At 68.2% G+C, this 17238-nt stretch carries 18 protein-coding genes and 2 tRNA genes; 14 read left to right on the top strand and 6 right to left on the bottom strand.

Annotated elements, in window-relative coordinates; translation table 11 throughout:
• Window positions 1-2: 2 nt before the first annotated feature.
• From G9373_RS13715 to G9373_RS13670, 10 genes are all read left to right on the top strand, one after another.
• Window positions 3-377, top strand: coding sequence for a DUF742 domain-containing protein (locus G9373_RS13715; RefSeq protein ID WP_005249095.1), 375 nt, complete (start codon window positions 3-5; stop codon window positions 375-377).
• A 13-nt stretch (window positions 378-390) separates the two neighbouring features.
• Entirely contained in the window at window positions 391-942 is a 552-nt protein-coding gene (locus tag G9373_RS13710) for an ATP/GTP-binding protein (RefSeq protein WP_005249094.1), read from the top strand.
• Window positions 943-953: 11 nt separating this feature from the next.
• Entirely contained in the window at window positions 954-1796 is an 843-nt protein-coding gene (locus G9373_RS13705; protein WP_005561077.1) for an MHYT domain-containing protein, read from the top strand.
• A gap of 151 nt (window positions 1797-1947) precedes the next feature.
• Entirely contained in the window at window positions 1948-4470 is a 2523-nt protein-coding gene (gene gyrA, locus G9373_RS13700) for a DNA gyrase subunit A (protein ID WP_167115480.1), read from the top strand.
• Between the two features lie 305 nt (window positions 4471-4775).
• Window positions 4776-5870 carry a DUF3566 domain-containing protein gene (locus G9373_RS13695; RefSeq protein WP_005561075.1) on the top strand — a complete coding sequence of 365 codons (1095 nt, stop codon included), beginning with the start codon at window positions 4776-4778 and terminating at the stop codon, window positions 5868-5870.
• A gap of 131 nt (window positions 5871-6001) precedes the next feature.
• A tRNA-Ile gene (locus G9373_RS13690) sits at window positions 6002-6075 on the top strand.
• Between the two features lie 120 nt (window positions 6076-6195).
• Window positions 6196-6268: transfer RNA gene (locus tag G9373_RS13685), tRNA-Ala, on the top strand.
• A 94-nt stretch (window positions 6269-6362) separates the two neighbouring features.
• Window positions 6363-7196: a siderophore-interacting protein gene (locus tag G9373_RS13680; RefSeq protein ID WP_054247685.1), complete on the top strand. Its 834-nt coding sequence runs from the start codon at window positions 6363-6365 to the stop codon at window positions 7194-7196.
• 19 nt (window positions 7197-7215) lie between these two features.
• Window positions 7216-7806, top strand: a complete 591-nt coding sequence (locus G9373_RS13675; protein WP_167115477.1) for a chorismate mutase — start codon at window positions 7216-7218, stop codon at window positions 7804-7806.
• Between the two features lie 50 nt (window positions 7807-7856).
• Window positions 7857-8828, top strand: a complete 972-nt coding sequence (locus G9373_RS13670) for a helix-turn-helix domain-containing protein (RefSeq protein ID WP_054247683.1) — start codon at window positions 7857-7859, stop codon at window positions 8826-8828.
• Here the strand turns inward: G9373_RS13670 and G9373_RS13665 are convergent.
• Together G9373_RS13665 and G9373_RS13660 are read right to left on the bottom strand one after the other, a co-directional pair.
• On the bottom strand, window positions 8818-9282 hold the full coding sequence (locus G9373_RS13665; RefSeq protein ID WP_167115474.1) for a hypothetical protein: 465 nt from the start codon (window positions 9280-9282) through the stop codon (window positions 8818-8820). The two genes, G9373_RS13670 and G9373_RS13665, sit on opposite strands and share 11 nt — an antisense overlap.
• Before the next feature lie 160 nt (window positions 9283-9442).
• Window positions 9443-10003, bottom strand: coding sequence for a hypothetical protein (locus G9373_RS13660; protein ID WP_005561066.1), 561 nt, complete (start codon window positions 10001-10003; stop codon window positions 9443-9445).
• 100 nt (window positions 10004-10103) lie between these two features.
• Here G9373_RS13660 and G9373_RS13655 point away from each other — a divergent pair, with 100 nt between their 5' ends.
• Window positions 10104-10631, top strand: coding sequence for a peptidylprolyl isomerase (locus G9373_RS13655; protein WP_005263459.1), 528 nt, complete (start codon window positions 10104-10106; stop codon window positions 10629-10631).
• A gap of 13 nt (window positions 10632-10644) precedes the next feature.
• The gene (locus G9373_RS13650; RefSeq protein ID WP_167115471.1) at window positions 10645-11562 is read left to right on the top strand and encodes a rhomboid family intramembrane serine protease; all 918 of its coding nucleotides are present in this window, start codon (window positions 10645-10647) and stop codon (window positions 11560-11562) included.
• On the opposite strand, the gene G9373_RS13645 is transcribed toward G9373_RS13650, so the two are convergent.
• Entirely contained in the window at window positions 11556-12014 is a 459-nt protein-coding gene (locus tag G9373_RS13645; RefSeq protein WP_005263458.1) for a PH domain-containing protein, read from the bottom strand. The genes G9373_RS13650 and G9373_RS13645 overlap by 7 nt on opposite strands.
• Before the next feature lie 67 nt (window positions 12015-12081).
• Entirely contained in the window at window positions 12082-12345 is a 264-nt protein-coding gene (gene crgA / locus G9373_RS13640) for a cell division protein CrgA (RefSeq protein WP_005249082.1), read from the bottom strand.
• 119 nt (window positions 12346-12464) lie between these two features.
• Between crgA and G9373_RS13635 the strand changes: the two genes are divergently transcribed.
• On the top strand, window positions 12465-13166 hold the full coding sequence (locus G9373_RS13635) for a DUF881 domain-containing protein (RefSeq protein ID WP_005263454.1): 702 nt from the start codon (window positions 12465-12467) through the stop codon (window positions 13164-13166).
• A gap of 54 nt (window positions 13167-13220) precedes the next feature.
• Complete coding sequence (locus G9373_RS13630) at window positions 13221-13874, top strand: aminodeoxychorismate/anthranilate synthase component II (RefSeq protein ID WP_005263451.1); 654 nt, start codon at window positions 13221-13223, stop codon at window positions 13872-13874.
• Between the two features lie 60 nt (window positions 13875-13934).
• Here the strand turns inward: G9373_RS13630 and pknB are convergent, their stop codons facing one another.
• Both pknB and G9373_RS13620 read right to left on the bottom strand, forming a co-directional pair.
• On the bottom strand, window positions 13935-15854 hold the full coding sequence (gene pknB / locus G9373_RS13625; RefSeq protein ID WP_005263449.1) for a Stk1 family PASTA domain-containing Ser/Thr kinase: 1920 nt from the start codon (window positions 15852-15854) through the stop codon (window positions 13935-13937).
• The gene (locus G9373_RS13620; RefSeq protein ID WP_005561059.1) at window positions 15851-17236 is read right to left on the bottom strand and encodes a protein kinase; all 1386 of its coding nucleotides are present in this window, start codon (window positions 17234-17236) and stop codon (window positions 15851-15853) included. The genes pknB and G9373_RS13620 overlap by 4 nt, the downstream gene beginning before the upstream one ends.
• Window positions 17237-17238 lie beyond the last annotated feature (2 nt).

Below are 17238 nucleotides of genomic sequence, written 5' to 3'. Positions count from 1 at the left end.
CCATGCCCATGAACGACCACCACTCGGAGCAGCCGGGCCCGAACATCGTGCGCCCGTACTCGCTGACGTCGGGCCGGACCCGGCCTGCGGTCGAGCTCGCGCTCGAAGCGTTGATTCAGGCACTGCCGCAGTCGGTGGACCGGCAGTGGGAACTCGACGACGTCAACGCCGCGATCGTCGCGTTGTGTCAGCAGTCGCCTTCGGTCGCCGAGATCGCCGCCCGGGTGGGCGTACCCCTCGGAGTGGCACGCGTCCTGGTCGCCGACCTGGTCGAGGCCGGTCATCTGCAGATCCTGGCCACCCTGAAGGAAGACTCGACCGACTCCGAACGTCGTGAACTCATCGAAAGGGTCCTCAGTGGACTTCGCGAAATCTGATCCCCGCAATCGGGTGACCTCGACCAAGATCGTGATCGCCGGCGGGTTCGGCGTCGGTAAGACCACGCTGGTGGGGGCTGTCTCCGAGATCGTCCCGCTGCGCACCGAGGCGCTCGTGACCAACGCCAGCGACGGCGTCGACAACCTGGCTGCGACACCGCAGAAGGGCACGACCACCGTCGCCATGGACTTCGGTCGCATCAGCCTGGCCGACGACCTGGTGCTGTACCTGTTCGGTACCCCCGGTCAGCACCGGTTCTGGTTCATGTGGGACGACCTGATCCGCGGTGCGATCGGTGCGATCGTCCTGATCGACACCCGCCGGCTGGACGAGAGTTTCGCGGCCGTCGACTTCTTCGAGGCCCGGCAACTGCCGTTCCTCGTCGCGATCAACGAATTCGACGACGCCCCGCGCTACCCCATCGAGGACATCCGCGCGGCCCTCGCGATCTCCGAGGACGTGCCGATCATCCCGATCGACGCGCGTGACCGGGAATCGGCGAAACGCGCTCTGGTCGCGATCACCGAATACGCACTGACCAAGCTTCACACGGCCGCGTACTGAGGATTCGAAACATGTCGGACGACTTGCAGCACTTCTCCATGGGCACGTGGATCGTCGCCCTCGCCGCGGTCACGGCGTTCATCGGCGTCTTCGTCGGGATCGCCAGCGCCCGCAAGGCGGTGACCGCGCCGAACCCGAGGCAGCGGTACCTCTGGCTGGCCTGGGGTGCGCTGTCCATCGGCGGCATCGGCGCCTGGCTGCCGCACTACATCGCGATGGTCGGGTTCGAGGTCTACGGCAGCGTGGTGCGCTACGACGTCCTGTGGATCGCGGTCTCGTTCGTGGTGCCCGTCGCGGCCGCCGCGGTGGCGTTGCTGATCATCAGCCCGCCGCCGACGAAACACCGGCTGCCGAGCGCGTCGGTGGAGATCGGCCGTCTCGCCGGCGGTGCGGTGCTCCTCGGCGTCGGCTTCACCGGAATGGACCTCGCGATCGTCGCCTCCCTCGAGATCCAGGGTTCCGTGGACTCCGACATCCTGCTGACGGCAGCGTCGGCCGTGATCGGCCTGGTCGTCGGCGCCGGAATCATGTGGTCGATCTCGGCCCTCGAGTCCCGCACGCTGCGACTCGTGGCGTCGGTGGTCGTGGCCGCCGGACTGGTGGCCATGCACTACACCGGCGTGTTCGGGCTGAGCGCCACCGTCGACCTGGCCGTGGCGCGCCCGGACGGGCTCGAGGTGTTCTCGATCCTGTTCCCCGTCTTCGTGCTGGGCATGCTCGTGGTCACGATCCCGATCACCGCCCTGCTGATGGCGCCCGACCGCGTCGCCGCCGAGCTCGAACTCGAGGCCGACATGCTCGCCGCCGAATCCCTCGCCGCCGAAACCCAGGGCCGGGAGCTCGAACTCCAGTAGATCGGACGACTCCGGCGGCACCGATTCATGAGCGCACCCGAGTCCTTCACCCTCACAGCTGACCTGCACCTATAGACTCGGGTGGTTGCGCGACGTCGTGCAGGACCGCGAGTCCGCGAGGAGACGTCAAGCCGAGTAGAAGAAGGAGCTCATGACTGACACAACGTTGCCGCCGGAGGGACCGGGGCACGACCGCATCGAGCCCGTCGACATTCAGCAGGAGATGCAGAGCAGCTACATCGATTACGCGATGAGCGTGATCGTGGGTCGTGCGCTGCCCGACGTGCGAGACGGCCTCAAGCCGGTGCACCGCCGCGTTCTGTACGCGATGTACGACAACGGTTACCGGCCCGATCGCGGTTATGTGAAGTCTGCGCGACCGGTCGCCGAGACGATGGGTAACTACCACCCCCACGGCGACGCCTCGATCTACGACACGCTCGTCCGCATGGCCCAGCCGTGGTCGCTGCGGTACCCGCTCGTCGACGGCCAGGGCAACTTCGGTTCCCGCGGCAACGACGGCGCCGCCGCGATGCGATACACCGAGTGCCGGCTCACTCCGCTGGCCATGGAAATGCTGCGTGAGATCGACCACGAGACGGTCGATTTCACCCCGAACTACGACGGTCGTACACAGGAACCGTCAGTTCTCCCCAGCCGTATCCCCAACCTGTTGATCAATGGTTCCGGCGGCATCGCCGTCGGTATGGCCACCAACATCCCGCCGCACAACCTGCGCGAGGTCGCCGAGGCCATCTACTGGGCGCTCGAGAACTGGGAAGCCGACGAGGAGTCCACCCTCACCGCGGTCATGGAACGCGTCAAGGGACCCGACTTCCCGACGCACGGCCTGATCGTCGGCGGCCAGGGCATCCACGACGCCTACACCACCGGACGCGGTTCGGTCCGCATGCGCGGTGTGGTGGAGATCGAGGAGGACGCCAAGGGGCGCACCACGATCGTCATCACCGAGCTGCCGTACCAGGTGAACCCGGACAACCTGATCACGTCGATCGCCGAGCAGGTGCGCGACGCGAAGATCGCCGGCATCTCCGACATCCACGACGAGTCCTCGGACCGCGCGGGTATGCGCATCGTCGTCACCGTCAAGCGTGACGCGGTCGCGAAGGTCGTGCTCAACAACCTGTACAAGCACACCCAGCTGCAAACCAGCTTCGGCTGCAACATGCTGTCCATCGTCGACGGCGTGCCGCGCACCCTGCGCCTCGACCAGATGATCCGGCTCTACGTCGCCCACCAGGTCGAGGTCATCCGCAGGCGCACCGAGTACCTGCTCCGCAAGGCCGAGGAACGCGCTCACATCCTGCGCGGACTGGTGAAGGCGCTCGACGCCCTCGACGAGGTCATCGCGCTGATCCGGGCGTCGCAGACCGTCGACATCGCGCGGGCAGGCCTGATCGAGCTCCTCACCGTCGACGAGATCCAGGCCGACGCGATCCTCGCGATGCAGCTGCGTCGCCTCGCCGCCCTCGAGCGTCAGAAGATCATCGACGAACTCGCCGAGATCGAGCGGGAGATCGCCGACCTCAAGGACATCCTCGAGAAGCCCGAGCGTCAGCGCCGGATCGTCCGTGACGAGCTCAAGGAGATCGTCGACAAGCACGGCGACGACCGCCGGACCCGCATCATCGCGGCCGACGGCGACGTGGCCGACGAGGATCTGATCGCCCGCGAGGACGTCGTCGTCACGATCACCGAGACCGGCTACGCCAAGCGCACCAAGACCGACCTGTACCGCTCGCAGAAGCGCGGCGGCAAGGGCGTGCAGGGCGCCGGGCTGAAGCAGGACGACATCGTCTCGCACTTCTTCGTCAGCTCCACGCACGACTGGCTGCTGTTCTTCACCACGAAGGGCCGCGTGTACCGGGCCAAGGCGTACGAGCTGCCGGAGGCGAGCCGCACGGCCCGCGGGCAGCATGTGGCCAATCTGCTCGCGTTCCAGCCCGACGAGCGCATCCAGAGCGTCATCCAGATCAAGACGTACGAGGACGCCCCCTACCTGGTTCTCGCCACCCGCAACGGTCTGGTGAAGAAGTCCAAGCTCACCGACTTCGACTCGAACCGCAGCGGCGGCATCGTCGCCATCAACCTGCGCGGTGAGGACGAACTGGTCGGCGCGGTCCTCTGCTCCTCCGACGACGACCTGCTGCTCGTCTCCGCGCAGGGACAGTCGATCCGCTTCTCCGCCACCGACGAGGCGCTGCGTCCGATGGGCCGCGCCACGTCCGGCGTCCAGGGCATGCGATTCAACGGTGACGACGAACTGCTGTCGCTGAACGTGGTGCGTGAAGGCACCTATCTGCTGGTGGCGACGTCGGGTGGCTACTCGAAGCGCACCGGCATGGAGGACTACCCGGTCCAGGGTCGCGGCGGAAAGGGTGTACTCACGATCCAGTACGACCGGAAACGTGGCACCCTGGTCGGAGCGCTCATCGTGAACGACGACGACGAGCTCTACGCGATCACGTCGGGCGGTGGTGTCATCCGCACCGCCGCCAAGCAGGTCCGCAAGGCCGGTCGGCAGACCAAGGGGGTTCGTTTGATGAACCTCGGGGAAGGCGACACCCTGCTCGCGATCGCGCGCAATGCCGACGAACCGGACGAACCCGACGACAACGCCGACAGCAGCGGCAAAGGAGCTAAGGAGTCCTAGTGAGCACTCCCAACCAGCCAGGCAGTGACCGGCAGAACCCGGGTTCCGCCAATCAGGCGCCATCCGAGCAGCAGGCCTCCCGCACTCCCCAGAACGGGTCGGCGCGACCGAACCCGCAGCAGGGTTCCGCGCCGCAGGGGCCGCAGGCGTCAGCCGGTCGTGGCCCCGCTCAGGCGGGGCCGGCTGCCCGGCCGGGTGGTGCTCCCGACGGGCGACCGGATCGGCAGGCTCCGGCCGATCCGGCCCGGTCGCCGTCGACGCCCCAGCATCAGGGTCCGCGCACGCAGACCCCGCAGGGCAGGCCCGTGCCGCCGTCGCAGCAGGGTCACGCTCCGAATCAGCAGGCTCCCGGGCATCAGGGCCCGCCGCAGCAGGCGTCCGGCAACCGGGCTCCCGCGGGCGGTGCTCCCACCGAGTCCATCCGGGGAAATCAGGCTCCGCCGTGGCAGCGGGGAATGCAGCGTGAGCCGCAGACCAACCTGAAGCGTCCCGTGCAGGGCGGGGCCGGTGCCAAGCAGTCGCGCCCGGAGGGGCAGCCGAACCCGGCCAACGGCTCGGCAACAGCGGCTGCGGCGGGTGCCGCGGCAGCGAAGGCTCCCGCCGGTCAGGACGTCCAGAAACCGCAGACCGCGCCGACGCAGAAGACGCAGCAGCCCCAGGCGCAGGGTCAGCGACCCCAGGGCGCGCAGAACGGGGGTGCTCCCACCCAGGCCGTGCCCACCCAGAAGGCGCCCGCACAGAACCCGTCGGCGCCGGCGAAGGGTCAGCCCGCGCCCAAGGAGGGGCCCGATCGCACACCGTCCTCGACCGCGGCCACGGCAGCGGTCGGTGCGGTGTCCGGTGCAGCCGCCGGTGCCGTGACTCAGCGGGAGGCCGCGAAGGCGAAGGCGTCCGCGATCGACGGACCCACCCGGCACATCAACCGGGACGTGCTCCCCAAGGACATGCCGGACCTGTCCGAGGCCAAGCACCCGTTGCCCGGGGCAGCGGCCGCGGGTCAGCAGCCGAAGGTCGCCGTGGCCCCGCAGCGGGTCGAGGAGGGCGAGGCTCTCCGGGCGACGGTGCAGGTCCGCAAGATCGATCCGTGGTCGACGCTGAAGATCTCGTCCGTCATTTCGGTGTCGCTGTTCTTCGTGTGGATGGTGGCCGTCGGCCTGCTGTACGTCGTCCTGGACGGGATGGGCGTGTGGGACCGGCTGAACAACGCGTTCACCGATATCGTCGCGGAGTCGAGCTCTGACGGGCTCGTGACGGCCGGGCAGGTCTTCGGATACGCCGCCGTCATCGGTCTCGCGAACATGGTGTTGTTCACCGCACTGGCGACGATCGGCGCCTTCATCTACAACCTGTGTTCCGACCTCGTCGGGGGCGTCGAAGTGACGCTCGCCGACCGGGACTGAACGCGGAAAACGACGAGGGCTGAGCTGGGAAAAGACCGTCTCGCCGGACCGGTTTTGGTAGTTGCCGGTCCGGTGGGGTAATCTTCCGACTCGGTTCAGGGAACTGCGCGAGATGAGTTTCCAGACTTCAGGGGCCTATAGCTCAGGCGGTTAGAGCGCTTCGCTGATAACGAAGAGGTCGGAGGTTCAAGTCCTCCTAGGCCCACTCCTGGTGCCGGTGAAAGGTCATTCGCATGAAGGTCCTCCTGTTTGTGGGAGCCGGAGTGCTGGTGGCGATCGGACTGTCCAAGTTGCTTCGCGGCAATGAGGTGTGGCACGAGGTAACGGGGCCTTAGCTCAGTTGGTAGAGCGCTGCCTTTGCAAGGCAGATGTCAGGAGTTCGAATCTCCTAGGCTCCACAAGTACAAATACAGAAATAGCGTGCCCCGGATTCGGAAGAGTCCGGGGCACGCTGCTGTGCGGACCAGAACCGGGTGAGGTTACCCTTACTTCATGACTGCCCTCGATCCCGGAGCCCGTGAACGTCTCGACCCGCGCGGTCGCGTCGCATCCCACCACCGGACCGGTGAGGGAACCGCACGCATCGGATACCCGATCGGAGTCCGCACGGTCACGGTCCGTGCACGCGAGTACGTCACACCCCGCATGGTGCGTCTGACGCTCGGGGGCCCCGGACTCGACGGATTCCACACCTACCAGGCCGACGATCACGTCAAGCTCGTGTTCCCCGATCCGGACGGCACCCGCCGCGTCCCGGTGGTGAACGACGCGATGATGCTCGACTGGCCGCGACCGCTCCCGACCACGCGGAAATACACCGTCCGCCGCTACGACGCCGACGCCCGCGAACTCGACCTCGACTTCGTGCTGCACGAGGGCGGGCTCGCGTCCTCCTGGGTAAGGACGGTCGCGATCGGTGACGACGTGACCATCGCCGGACCGCCCGGCGCGAAGGCATTCGCCCACAACTTCGACCACTACGTCTTCGCGGTCGATTCCACCGCGCTTCCGGCGGTCGCGCGGTGGCTCGACGAATCCCCGGCCGACGTCTCGGCGCACGTCGTGATCGAGACCGACGACGACGTCGAGCACGGTTACCCGCTGGCCGTGCGCGAGAACGTGGACGTGACGTGGCTCGTGCGCGACGGCAGCGAGTCCGCCGTGGCGTCGACGGTGCAGTCGCTCGATCTGCCCGACGGCCGCTCCTTCCTGTTCGCGGCAGGCGAGGCGACCGACATCAAGCCTCTGCGCGCGTGGAGCCGGGACCGGATGGATTCGCTGTTCACCGGGTACTGGAAACGCGGAGTCGCCGGGCTGGACGACTGACCGGCCCTACACTCGCACCATGACCACGGTCCGGCCAGCACTCGCCCGCCGCGCGGCCGTCGCCGCGGTGATGCTCGGGCTACTGACGGCAGGCGGTACCGCGCCCGCGGGTGCGCAGACCCGACCACTGGAACCGATCGCCCGGGCGGTCTCGCTGCGCCTCGCCACGGCCGACGCGGTGGCGGCGGCCAAGTGGGGCACCCCGTCACCGATCGACGATCCCGCGCGCGAGGCGCAGGTTCTGAATGCGGTCGCCACGCAGGCCGCCGACGAGGGCCTGAGCGCGGCGCGGGTGCAGCAGGTCTTCCGGGACCAGATCGAGGCCAACAAGGAGGTGCAGCGGGCCCTCTTCGCCTGGTGGAGCGTCGCGCCCGGTGCGGCGCCGACTGTCCGGCCCGACCTGTCACAGGTTCGTCCGGTGATCGACCGCCAGAACTCGGACATACTCCTGCAGCTGCGCGAACAGGAGGCCGTGCTCGCCGGTCCGGGGTGCGTGCCCGCGCTCGTCGACGCCACGGTCGCGGTGGCGGCCGAACAACGCCTCGACCCGCTGCATCAGGCCACGCTGGCGCGTGCGCTCGTGTCGATCTGTGGGCCGGTCCGCGAATGACTGGCCGTTTCGACATGGTCCGACAAGATGTCGCCAATTAGACTGGGGTCATGATCTCCAAGGTCGCGACGCTCCTCCTCGACCGTGTCTCGATGTTCGAGTTCGGGGTGGTCTGTGAAGTGTTCGGAATCGACCGCACCGAACACGGGGTTCCGCCGTTCGACTTCCGGATCTGCGGGATCCGTCCCGGCGAACCGCTCGCGTCGATCACACCGGGACTGACACTCTCCGCCGACTTCGGGCTGGACTTCCTGCGCGACGCGGATCTCGTCGTCGTCCCGCCGCCGGGGGCGCAGTCCGACTTCCCGGTGGAGGCGCTCGACGCGGTGCGTGCGGCCGCGAATGCCGGTGCCATCGTCCTCAGCCTGTGCTCGGGTGTATTCCTGCTCGGCGAGGCGGGACTGCTGGCCGGACGCAAGTGCACCACCCACTGGGAGTACGTCGACGAACTGGCCACCCGGTTCCCGACGGCAACCGTCGACCCCGACGTCCTGTTCGTCGACGAGGGCAACCTCGTCACCAGTGCGGGCACCGCGGCAGGCATCGACGCCTGCCTGCACGTGGTCCGCCGGGAGCTCGGTTCCACCGTCGCCAATACGATCGCCCGGAGGATGGTCGTGCCGCCGCAACGCGACGGGGGACAGCGGCAGTTCATCGAACAGCCGGTGGTCGCGTGCACGTCGGACAGTCTGAGCGAGACGATGGCGTGGATGAGCGAGAATCTCGAGCTGCCCCACACGGTCGACGAGCTCGCGGCGCGCTCGTCCATGTCGACGCGCACCTTCGCACGCAAGTTCGCGGCCGAGACGGGCACCACCCCCGTGAAGTGGCTGACGACGCAGCGGGTCCTCTACGCACGGCAACTACTCGAGGGCACCGACCTCGGTCTCGAGGCGATCTCGAGACGCAGCGGATTCGGGTCCGGTGCGCTTCTACGTCACCACTTCAACCGGGTGGTCGGCGTCGCACCGGCCGACTATCGGCGCCGGTTCGGCTGCAACGCGGCCGAACTCAGGCAATGAACGTGCCGATGGCCGGGTTCGCCTGGCAGATCGGGCTACTGCCGAAGTTGATCGATCCGAACGCCGTCGCCACCACGTTCCCGACGCCGGTGTTCACCGTCGCGGACAGGAAGGGGTAGACACCGCCGAGGTTCACGACCCCCGACCGTCCGCTGTCGGTGTTGACCCAGGCCACGGTGACCTGCGCGGCTGCCGGAATCGGTGCTGCGGCGGGGCGTGACTCGAACCGGATGTCGCCGTCGGCGATGGGCGGCGACGCCTCCGGCCCGGACTGTCCGGTGAGCGCCGTCAACGACATCAGGCTGCCCTGGTTCGGGCATCCGATGGTCAGAGCCGGTCCGCCGAACGGGTGGGGCGGGTCGGCGCCGGCAGGGCCGGCCGTCAGCACAGCCGCGGTGGCGGCGATCGGAAACGCGACGGCGGCGATACGGTGGACGATACGTCTGGTGGGCATGTCTGCTCCTCGGAACGGATCCTCGCGCTGGTGCGCATCTGCCTGCGGGATACCCCTGGTACAAGCCGTGAAACGAAAGGATTCGCAGATGCCGGAGACCGTGCCGACCGATCCTGCAGCCGCCCGGCTGGCGCCGGGCGACACCGAGCGAGCGCGCGCCCTACTGGCCGGGGAGTGACGGGTCGGTTGCGGTGAGGGGCTTCGTCGCCGTGGGCGGCGTGGGCTCCTGCGTGTTCGTGCTGTCGAGGTCGCGCAGGTTCGGGGGAGCGGACGCGACCCGCGGCTGCTCGCGGCGGCGGCTCTTGAAGAACACCGCCCCCCCGGCCACAGAGGCACCCACGAGGACGATGATCGCGATGCGACGGCCCTTCCGCGACTTCTTCTCCTCGACCGGCGCCGCGGCCGAGGTCAGGGGACGAACGACATCCTGGGCGACCTTCTTCACCGGCACGGTCCGGGCGCGTTCGTAGCCCTTCTTGGCCAGCGAGGCACCCTGACGGCCGAGGAACAGACTGAGCTGGCCGGCGCCGCGAGCCGTGGCGAGTGCCGCCGAGCTTGCGTAGCGCCGCGCCTGATCGACAGCCTCGGATTCCTTGACGCGGGAAGCCGAATCCTCGACGTGGGCCAGAGCGGTCTCGACTCGTTCGGAGACCTGCTCCTGCAGGGTCTCGGCGCGTTCGGTCGGAAGCAGATTCGTGAGGGACTCCGTCGCTCGTGTCATGTCCCCACTTTGTCACAAGAACCGGGAGCACGAACCGATCCGAAGGACTCGAGTCACCGCGGCGGAACCACACGGAACCCCACAATGGCAACATGGTGGTGTGACTTCACCTCATCAGACCGCAACCGCAACGCTGCACACCAACCGCGGCGACATCAAGATCGCGCTGTTCGGCAACCACGCGCCCAAGACCGTCGAGAACTTCGTCGGCCTGGCCAACGGTTCGAAGGACTACAGCACCGCCAACGCCGGTGGCACCGACTCCGGACCGTTCTACGACGGCGCCGTCTTCCACCGCGTCATCGACGGATTCATGATCCAGGGCGGCGACCCCACGGGTACCGGCGCCGGTGGCCCGGGCTACAAGTTCGGCGACGAGTTCCACCCGGAACTGCAGTTCGACCGCGCGTACATCCTGGCCATGGCGAATGCAGGCCCGGGAACCAACGGTTCGCAGTTCTTCATCACCACCGGCCCGACCCCGCACCTCAACCGTCGCCACACCATCTTCGGTGAGGTCGTCGACGAGGAGTCGAAGAAGGTCGTCGACGCCATCTCGACCACTGCGACGGATCGCGCGGACCGTCCGCTCGAGCCGGTCGTGATCAACAGCGTCACCATCGCGTAGGGAACCGCAGCACATGACCAACCGCGGCTGGGGCGGTGCCGCGAACGAGGGCACTCCGCCCCAGCCGCGGTGCGTCCGCCACCCCGATCGGCCCACTGCACTGTCGTGCAATCGGTGCGGTCGTCCCGCGTGCCCCGAATGCCTGCGCGAAGCAGCCGTCGGCTACCAGTGTGTCGACTGTGTGGCCGCCGGGCAGCGTGATGTCCGTCAGGTTCGCAACGTCGCCGGCGCCGTGACCACGCAGCGTGCGGTGCCGCTCGTGACGTACATCCTGATGGCCGTGAACGTCGGCATCTTCCTGATCACCGCGGCGCAGTCCCGCAGCATCATGCAGAACCAGGCGGGATCGAAGCTCTTCGCGGACTGGGCGCTGTTCCCACCCGCTGTCGTGGACGGGCAGATCGTCCGCGTGCTCGGCAGCGGATTCCTCCACTTCGGCATCATTCACCTGGCCGTCAACATGTTCGCGCTGTGGGTGATCGGCCGCGACACCGAACTGGTCCTCGGCCGCGCCCGCTACGCCTGCGTGTACTTCGTGTCCCTGCTCGGCGGTTCCGCCGCAGTGATGCTGTTCCAGCTCGGCGCGGTCACCGCGGGGGCGTCGGGCGCCGTCTTCGGACTGATGGGCGCTCAGGCCGTCATCCTCCTGCGGCTGCGACGCAGCCCCGCACCGGTGATCTCGGTGATCGCCGTCAACGTGATCATCAGCATCACGATCCCCGGCATCTCACTGTGGGGGCATCTCGGCGGCCTGGTCGCCGGAGCCGCGGCCACCGCGGGAATTCTCTACGGACCCCAGCTGCTGGGCGCCGGGAACAACCGGGAGAAGGCAATCACCGTCGGCTGGATCTGCCTCGGCGTCGTGGTGCTGGTGCCGCTGGCCGTCATCGCGGTCCGCACCCTGCAGCTCCGCGCGAGCTTCGGCTACTGACCCCGGCCCACCAGACGATGCACCGCGAGGGCGTCGAACACGTCCTCCGGATTGGTGCCGAGATCCCAGCGGCCGAAGATCAGGAGGCGTTCGGTGCCGTCCTCGGTGCGGATGTCGATCTCGAGCATCGGCACCCGGCGACCCAGCCGGGGGTAGCGCACGAGTCGCGCGCGGTCGATCTCCGAGCGGGCATACCTGTGGCGGCCTCTCAGCCGGTTCACCACGATCCCGCCGCCCTCCTTGTCGACGGCGAGACGGGGGCGTTGCCGGAGCGCCGACGCGGCGGTCAGCAGCAGCCCGAGGGCGGCGACGCACACGAGAACACGGCCCGCCGGCTCGGTCGACACGGCAAGTCCCGCGACCCCCAACGCGACTCCGCCCGCAGCGAGCGCGATCACCGCGCCGAGGGGCGTCGACCACTCCAACGGCGCCTCGTCAGCAGACATCAGCACTCGACCTGCGGCTATCCACAGGGGTTGTCCACATTGGGGATGAATGACATCGGTGTAATTGTGATCGTCAACGCCAGCGCATCGTCATGATCAGACCGACCACCATGAAGCCGAATCCGATGAGGAAGTTGTAGGCACCGAGGTTGTTCATCCACTCGAGCTGGTCGGCGGCCAGGTAGTAGACGAGCAGCCACACCAGCCCGACCAGCATGAACCCGAGCATCACCGAGACGTACAGGGTGCTCGAGGGGCCGGCCTTCACCTTTACCGGGGTGCGGCTCGCAGGGTTGATCGTGTAATCGGTCTTCTTTCGGACCTTCGACTTCGGCATGACGTCCTCGTTCGTGCGGCTCTACGGGAATGTGGGCAGGTAGATTCGGAAATACCTGCGTGTGTACACGCTAACGTAGCCGCGATTCGCGCGGCGAGGACGAGGGGACGGAAACACCGGTGACCAGGTCGATCTTCTGGCGGATCGCGGTGCTGGTGGTGTGTCTCGTGGCCGGCCTGCTGGTGGCCACCACCCGTCAGGTGTCGCACGGCAACGAGATCCGCGCCGGCGATTCCACCCGGCTGTCCGACCTCGTGCGGAACGCGCAGTCCGAGACCGACCAGGTGGCCGAGACCCGCGACCGGCTGGCGGCGCAGGTCGAGTCGCTGCAGCAGGACGCCGCCGCCTCCGACAGCGGTGTCGCGCAGGCGCTCGCCGACACCAAGGCGCTCGCCACGGATGCCGGACTCACGCCGATGACCGGTCCCGGCGTCACCGTCACCCTCACCGACGCCCCCCGCGACGCGGACGGCAAATACCCCGTCGACGCGTCCCCGGACGATCTCGTCGTCCACCAGCAGGACGTCCAGAGCGTGCTGAACGCGCTGTGGGTGGGTGGCGCCGAGGCGATCAGCATGCAGGACCAGCGGATCGTGAACACGTCGGCGCCGCGCTGCATCGGCAACACCCTGCTGCTGCACGGCCGCACCTACAGCCCGCCGTACGTGATGTCGGCGATCGGGGACCCCGCGCGACTGGAGGCGGCGCTCGCGAACGAACCCGGAATCCGGGTGTTCAAGCAATACGCGTCGCGGTTCGGCCTCGGCTATTCGGAGGCGGCGTCCGGCCAACTCACCGTGCCCGGTTACGCAGGGCACTGACCTGAACGGTCCCCGGCCGTGCAGAGCACGAGGCGGGCAGAATACCCTGCTTCCATGAGGATTCTCGTCGTCGACAACTACGACAGCTTCGTGTTCAACCTGGTGCAGTACCTCGGACAGCTGGGAACACGGGCCGTGGTCTGGCGCAACGACGATCCGAACCTCACCGGGCCCGACGCCGTCGCGGCGGCAGCGGCCGAGTTCGACGGCATTCTGCTGAGCCCCGGCCCCGGCACACCGCAGCGGGCAGGCGCGACGATGGACCTGGTCACGGCATGCGCCGCCGCCGAGACACCGCTTCTCGGGGTGTGCCTCGGGCACCAGGCGATCGGGGCCGCGTTCGGCGCGACCGTCGACCGGGCACCCGAACTCCTGCACGGCAAGACCAGCGTCGTCCACCACACCGGCGAGGGTGTTCTCGCGGGTCTGCCCGACCCGTTCACCGCCACGCGCTACCACTCGCTGACCGTCCTGGAAGACACCATCCCGGACGAACTCGAGGTCACCGCCCACACCGACAGCGGCATCGTCATGGCGATGCGGCACCGGGAACTGCCGATCCACGGCGTCCAGTTCCACCCGGAGTCCGTGCTCACCGAGGGTGGGCACCGCATGCTCGCAAATTGGCTCACCGTCTGCGGCGAAGCCCCGAAGGAATCCCTCGTCGCCACCCTCGAGACCGAGGTCGCGCAGGCGCTGGGCGCGTAGCGCCCGTGCGCCTTTGTGGTAGCTACCGCAACCAGAAAGGCGCACAGGCGGCGGAGGCGCCTACCGCGGGATGCCCAGCGCGCCGACACCGACCGAGACGACACCGTTCTTGGTGATCTCCGATCCCGGCGGCTGTTCCTGGCTGATGATCTTGCCGACCATCTCCGGGTCCAGGGTGGACGTCTGCGTCTGATTGATCGAACTCGACGACCCACTCCAGCCGGCGCTGCGCAGCTCGGCGAGCGCCTGCGACACCGTCTTGCCCGTCAGGTCCGGCATCTCGATATTGTTGCCGTTCGACACCCGGATCTGGATGGTGTCGCCCTTGGCTGCGGTGGAGCCGCCGACGGGGTCGGTGGAGACGACCTGGCCCTTCGGCACACCGGAATCGATGTTCTGGATCTGCACCTTGAATCCGGCACCCTCGATGTTGGCCTGCGCGACCTCGACCTTTTGGCCGGTCACGTCGGGGATGCGGATCTGCTCCGGCCCGGTGCCCAGCGTGACGGCGACCTCGGAGTCGAGGGAGATGCTCGCCCCGGAGGACGGGTTCTGCTCGATCACCTTGTCGACGTCGGACACGTCGGACGGTGCGCGGGCGACGGCGGTGTCGAGCCGCAGACCCACCGCGTTCAGCTCCTGCTGCGCTTCCTGCTGGGTGAGGCCGGCGAGCCGCGGGACCTTCACCTGTTCGGGTCCGGACGACACCTCGAGGGTGATCGTGCTGCCCTCGTCGACCTGCACCCCGCCGACGGGCCGGGTGGTGATGACGTTGCCGGTCGCCACGACGGCGTCCGGTTTCTGCTGCCGGGCGACGCGGAAACCGAGGTTCTGCAGTGTCGTCTCGGCGTCGTCCGCGGCCTGGTTCGTGACGTCCGGCATGGTTACCTGATCGGCCTTCGAACCCGGTCCCACGGACCACAGGAACGCGCCGACGATGCCGACGACGATGAGGGCGCCCAGCGCCATCAACGCCACCCGCATCGGGTTCTTCTTCTTGTCGGGCTCGCCGCCGTCCGTCTTCGACGCGGTGGCCGGGGTGGGTGACTGCGGGCGCCGGTAGTTCCCCGCGCCGGAGTCGACGGCACCGAGGATCGTGGTGCGGTCCTCGTCGCTCATCACCATCGGCGCGCTGGGGCGCTGCCCGCCGAGTACCCGGACCAGGTCGCTGCGCATGTCCGCGGCGGTCTGGTAGCGGTTGGCGGGGTTCTTGCTCATCGCCTTGAGGATCACCGAGTCGAGCTCACGCGGAATGTCCGGGTTGACCACGGACGGGGTCTGTGGGTCCTCCCGCACGTGCTGGTACGCGACCGCGACCGGGGAGTCACCCTTGAAGGGGGGTTCTCCGGTGAGGATCTCGAACAGCACGCACCCGAGCGAGTACACGTCGGAGCGGGCGTCGACCTGCTCGCCGCGGGCCTGCTCGGGCGACAGGTACTGGGCGGTGCCGATGACGGCAGCGGTCTGCGTCATGGGGCTGGACGCGTCGGAGATCGCTCGCGCGATGCCGAAGTCCATCACCTTCACCGCGCCCGCCCGGTTGATCATCACGTTGGCGGGTTTCACGTCGCGGTGGACGATGCCGTTGCGGTGGCTGAAGTCGAGCGCCGCGCACACGTCAGAGATGACCTCCATCGCGCGGCGGGGCGCCATCGGGCCCTCGCCGCGCACGATGTCCCGCAACGTGTCACCGTCGACGTACTCCATCACGATGTACGGCAGCGGTCCCGCGTCGGTTTCCGCCTCGCCGGTGTCGTAGACGGCCACGATCGCCGGATGATTCAGCGCCGCGGCGTTCTGCGCCTCCCGGCGGAACCGGAGGTAGAACGTGGGGTCGCGGGCGAGGTCGGCGCGCAGGACCTTGATCGCGACGTCCCGGCTGAGCCGGACGTCGCGGGCGAGGTGGACCTCGGACATGCCACCGAAGCCGAGAATCTCACCCAGCTCGTAGCGTGAGGAGAGGTTGCGCGGTGTCGTCATGGCAGTCCTTGTGGGGTCGGAGTAGTTGACTCCTCCGACGTGGTCGTCGTGGTCGTCGTCGTGGGTGCGGTGGTGGTCGTGGTGGTGGTAGTCGTCGTCGGCTCTGTCGTCGTCGTGGTCGTCGGCTGGGTGGTGGTCGTCGTGAACGGCTGGGTGGTGGTCGTCGTATACGGCGGCTCGGTGGTGGTCGTCGGTTCCTCGGTCGTGGTGGTGGTCGTCGGCCGCGGTGTCGTCGTGATCGTCCGCAGCGACGACGTGATCGCCGGCGACGTCGGTTCCTTCGTGTCACCACCGTCGAACAGGACGAGCGCGAGCGCGATGATCGCCGCCAGCACCAGCAGACCACCCGCACCCCAGGCCACGGCCTTCTGGCCGCTGGTCAGCCCGCCCTTCTTGCCGTCACCGTTCGAGTCGTCCGGCGGCACCTGCCCCGTGACCGGTCCCGCGTACGCGGTCTGCGAGGGCGGCATCATCTGGGTTGCGCCGGTCATCGGCGGGGGCAGCACCCGCGCCGCCCCGGTACCCGACATGCCGGGCGGCGGGGGACGCCTGCCTGCCCGGACCGCCGCGACCGCGTCGGCGAACTCTCCACCACTGGCGTAGCGGGTGCTCGGATCCTTCGCGATGGTGATGTCGATGAGTTCGCGGATGTTCGGCGGCAGGTCGCTCGGCAACGGTGCCGGTGCCTCCTGCACGTGCTTCATCGCGACCGTGATCGCGCCGTCGCCGACGAACGGGCGACGTCCGGACAGCGCCTCGTAGCCGACGATGCCGAGAGAGTACACGTCGCTCGCCGCGGTCGCGTCCTGCCCGAGCGCCTGCTCGGGGGCGATGTACTGCGCGGTGCCCATCACCATGCCGGTACGCGTGACCGGCGAGTTCTCCACGGCCTTCGCGATGCCGAAGTCGGTGATCTTCACCTGGCCGGTGGGGGTGATCAGAATGTTGCCCGGCTTCACGTCCCGGTGCACGACACCGGCGTCGTGCGCCACCTGCAACGCCCGGCCGGTCTGCTCGAGCATGTCCAGGGCGTGCGGCACCGCGAGACGGCCCACCCGTGCGAGGACGGCGTTGAGCGGCTCACCGTTGACGAGTTCCATCACCAGGTAGGCGGTGGAATCGCCGGTGGCGTCGCGGACCTCGCCGTAGTCGTAGATCCCGGCGATGCCGGAATGGTTCAGCTGCGCGGTGGTGCGCGCCTCGAAGCGGAATCGTTCGACGAACTCCGGGTCGGACGAGAACTCGGACTTCAGCACCTTCACCGCGACACGACGGTTGAGCCGGTTGTCCGTCGCTTCCCAGACCTGTCCCATTCCGCCCGTGGCGATGAGCCGGATCAGGCGGTATCGATTGGCGATCAGCGCGCCGTTGTTCAGTGCCACAA

The sequence above is a fragment of the Rhodococcus sp. A14 genome, from assembly GCF_011603105.1.
GTDB classification, from domain to species: Bacteria; Actinomycetota; Actinomycetes; order Mycobacteriales; family Mycobacteriaceae; genus Rhodococcus_F; species Rhodococcus_F opacus.
This window is presented reverse-complemented; position numbering and strand designations above follow the sequence as displayed.

Coding starts and splice junctions, on each gene's coding strand:
- G9373_RS13715 (WP_005249095.1), top strand. CDS start 3: ATGCCCATGAACGACCACCACTCGGAGCAGCCGGGCCCGAACATCGTG.
- G9373_RS13705 (WP_005561077.1), top strand. CDS start 954: ATGTCGGACGACTTGCAGCACTTCTCCATGGGCACGTGGATCGTCGCC.
- gyrA (WP_167115480.1), top strand. CDS start 1,948: ATGACTGACACAACGTTGCCGCCGGAGGGACCGGGGCACGACCGCATC.
- G9373_RS13680 (WP_054247685.1), top strand. CDS start 6,363: ATGACTGCCCTCGATCCCGGAGCCCGTGAACGTCTCGACCCGCGCGGT.
- G9373_RS13675 (WP_167115477.1), top strand. CDS start 7,216: ATGACCACGGTCCGGCCAGCACTCGCCCGCCGCGCGGCCGTCGCCGCG.
- G9373_RS13670 (WP_054247683.1), top strand. CDS start 7,857: ATGATCTCCAAGGTCGCGACGCTCCTCCTCGACCGTGTCTCGATGTTC.
- G9373_RS13665 (WP_167115474.1), bottom strand. CDS start 9,282: ATGCCCACCAGACGTATCGTCCACCGTATCGCCGCCGTCGCGTTTCCG.
- G9373_RS13660 (WP_005561066.1), bottom strand. CDS start 10,003: ATGACACGAGCGACGGAGTCCCTCACGAATCTGCTTCCGACCGAACGC.
- G9373_RS13650 (WP_167115471.1), top strand. CDS start 10,645: ATGACCAACCGCGGCTGGGGCGGTGCCGCGAACGAGGGCACTCCGCCC.
- crgA (WP_005249082.1), bottom strand. CDS start 12,345: ATGCCGAAGTCGAAGGTCCGAAAGAAGACCGATTACACGATCAACCCT.
- G9373_RS13630 (WP_005263451.1), top strand. CDS start 13,221: ATGAGGATTCTCGTCGTCGACAACTACGACAGCTTCGTGTTCAACCTG.
- pknB (WP_005263449.1), bottom strand. CDS start 15,854: ATGACGACACCGCGCAACCTCTCCTCACGCTACGAGCTGGGTGAGATT.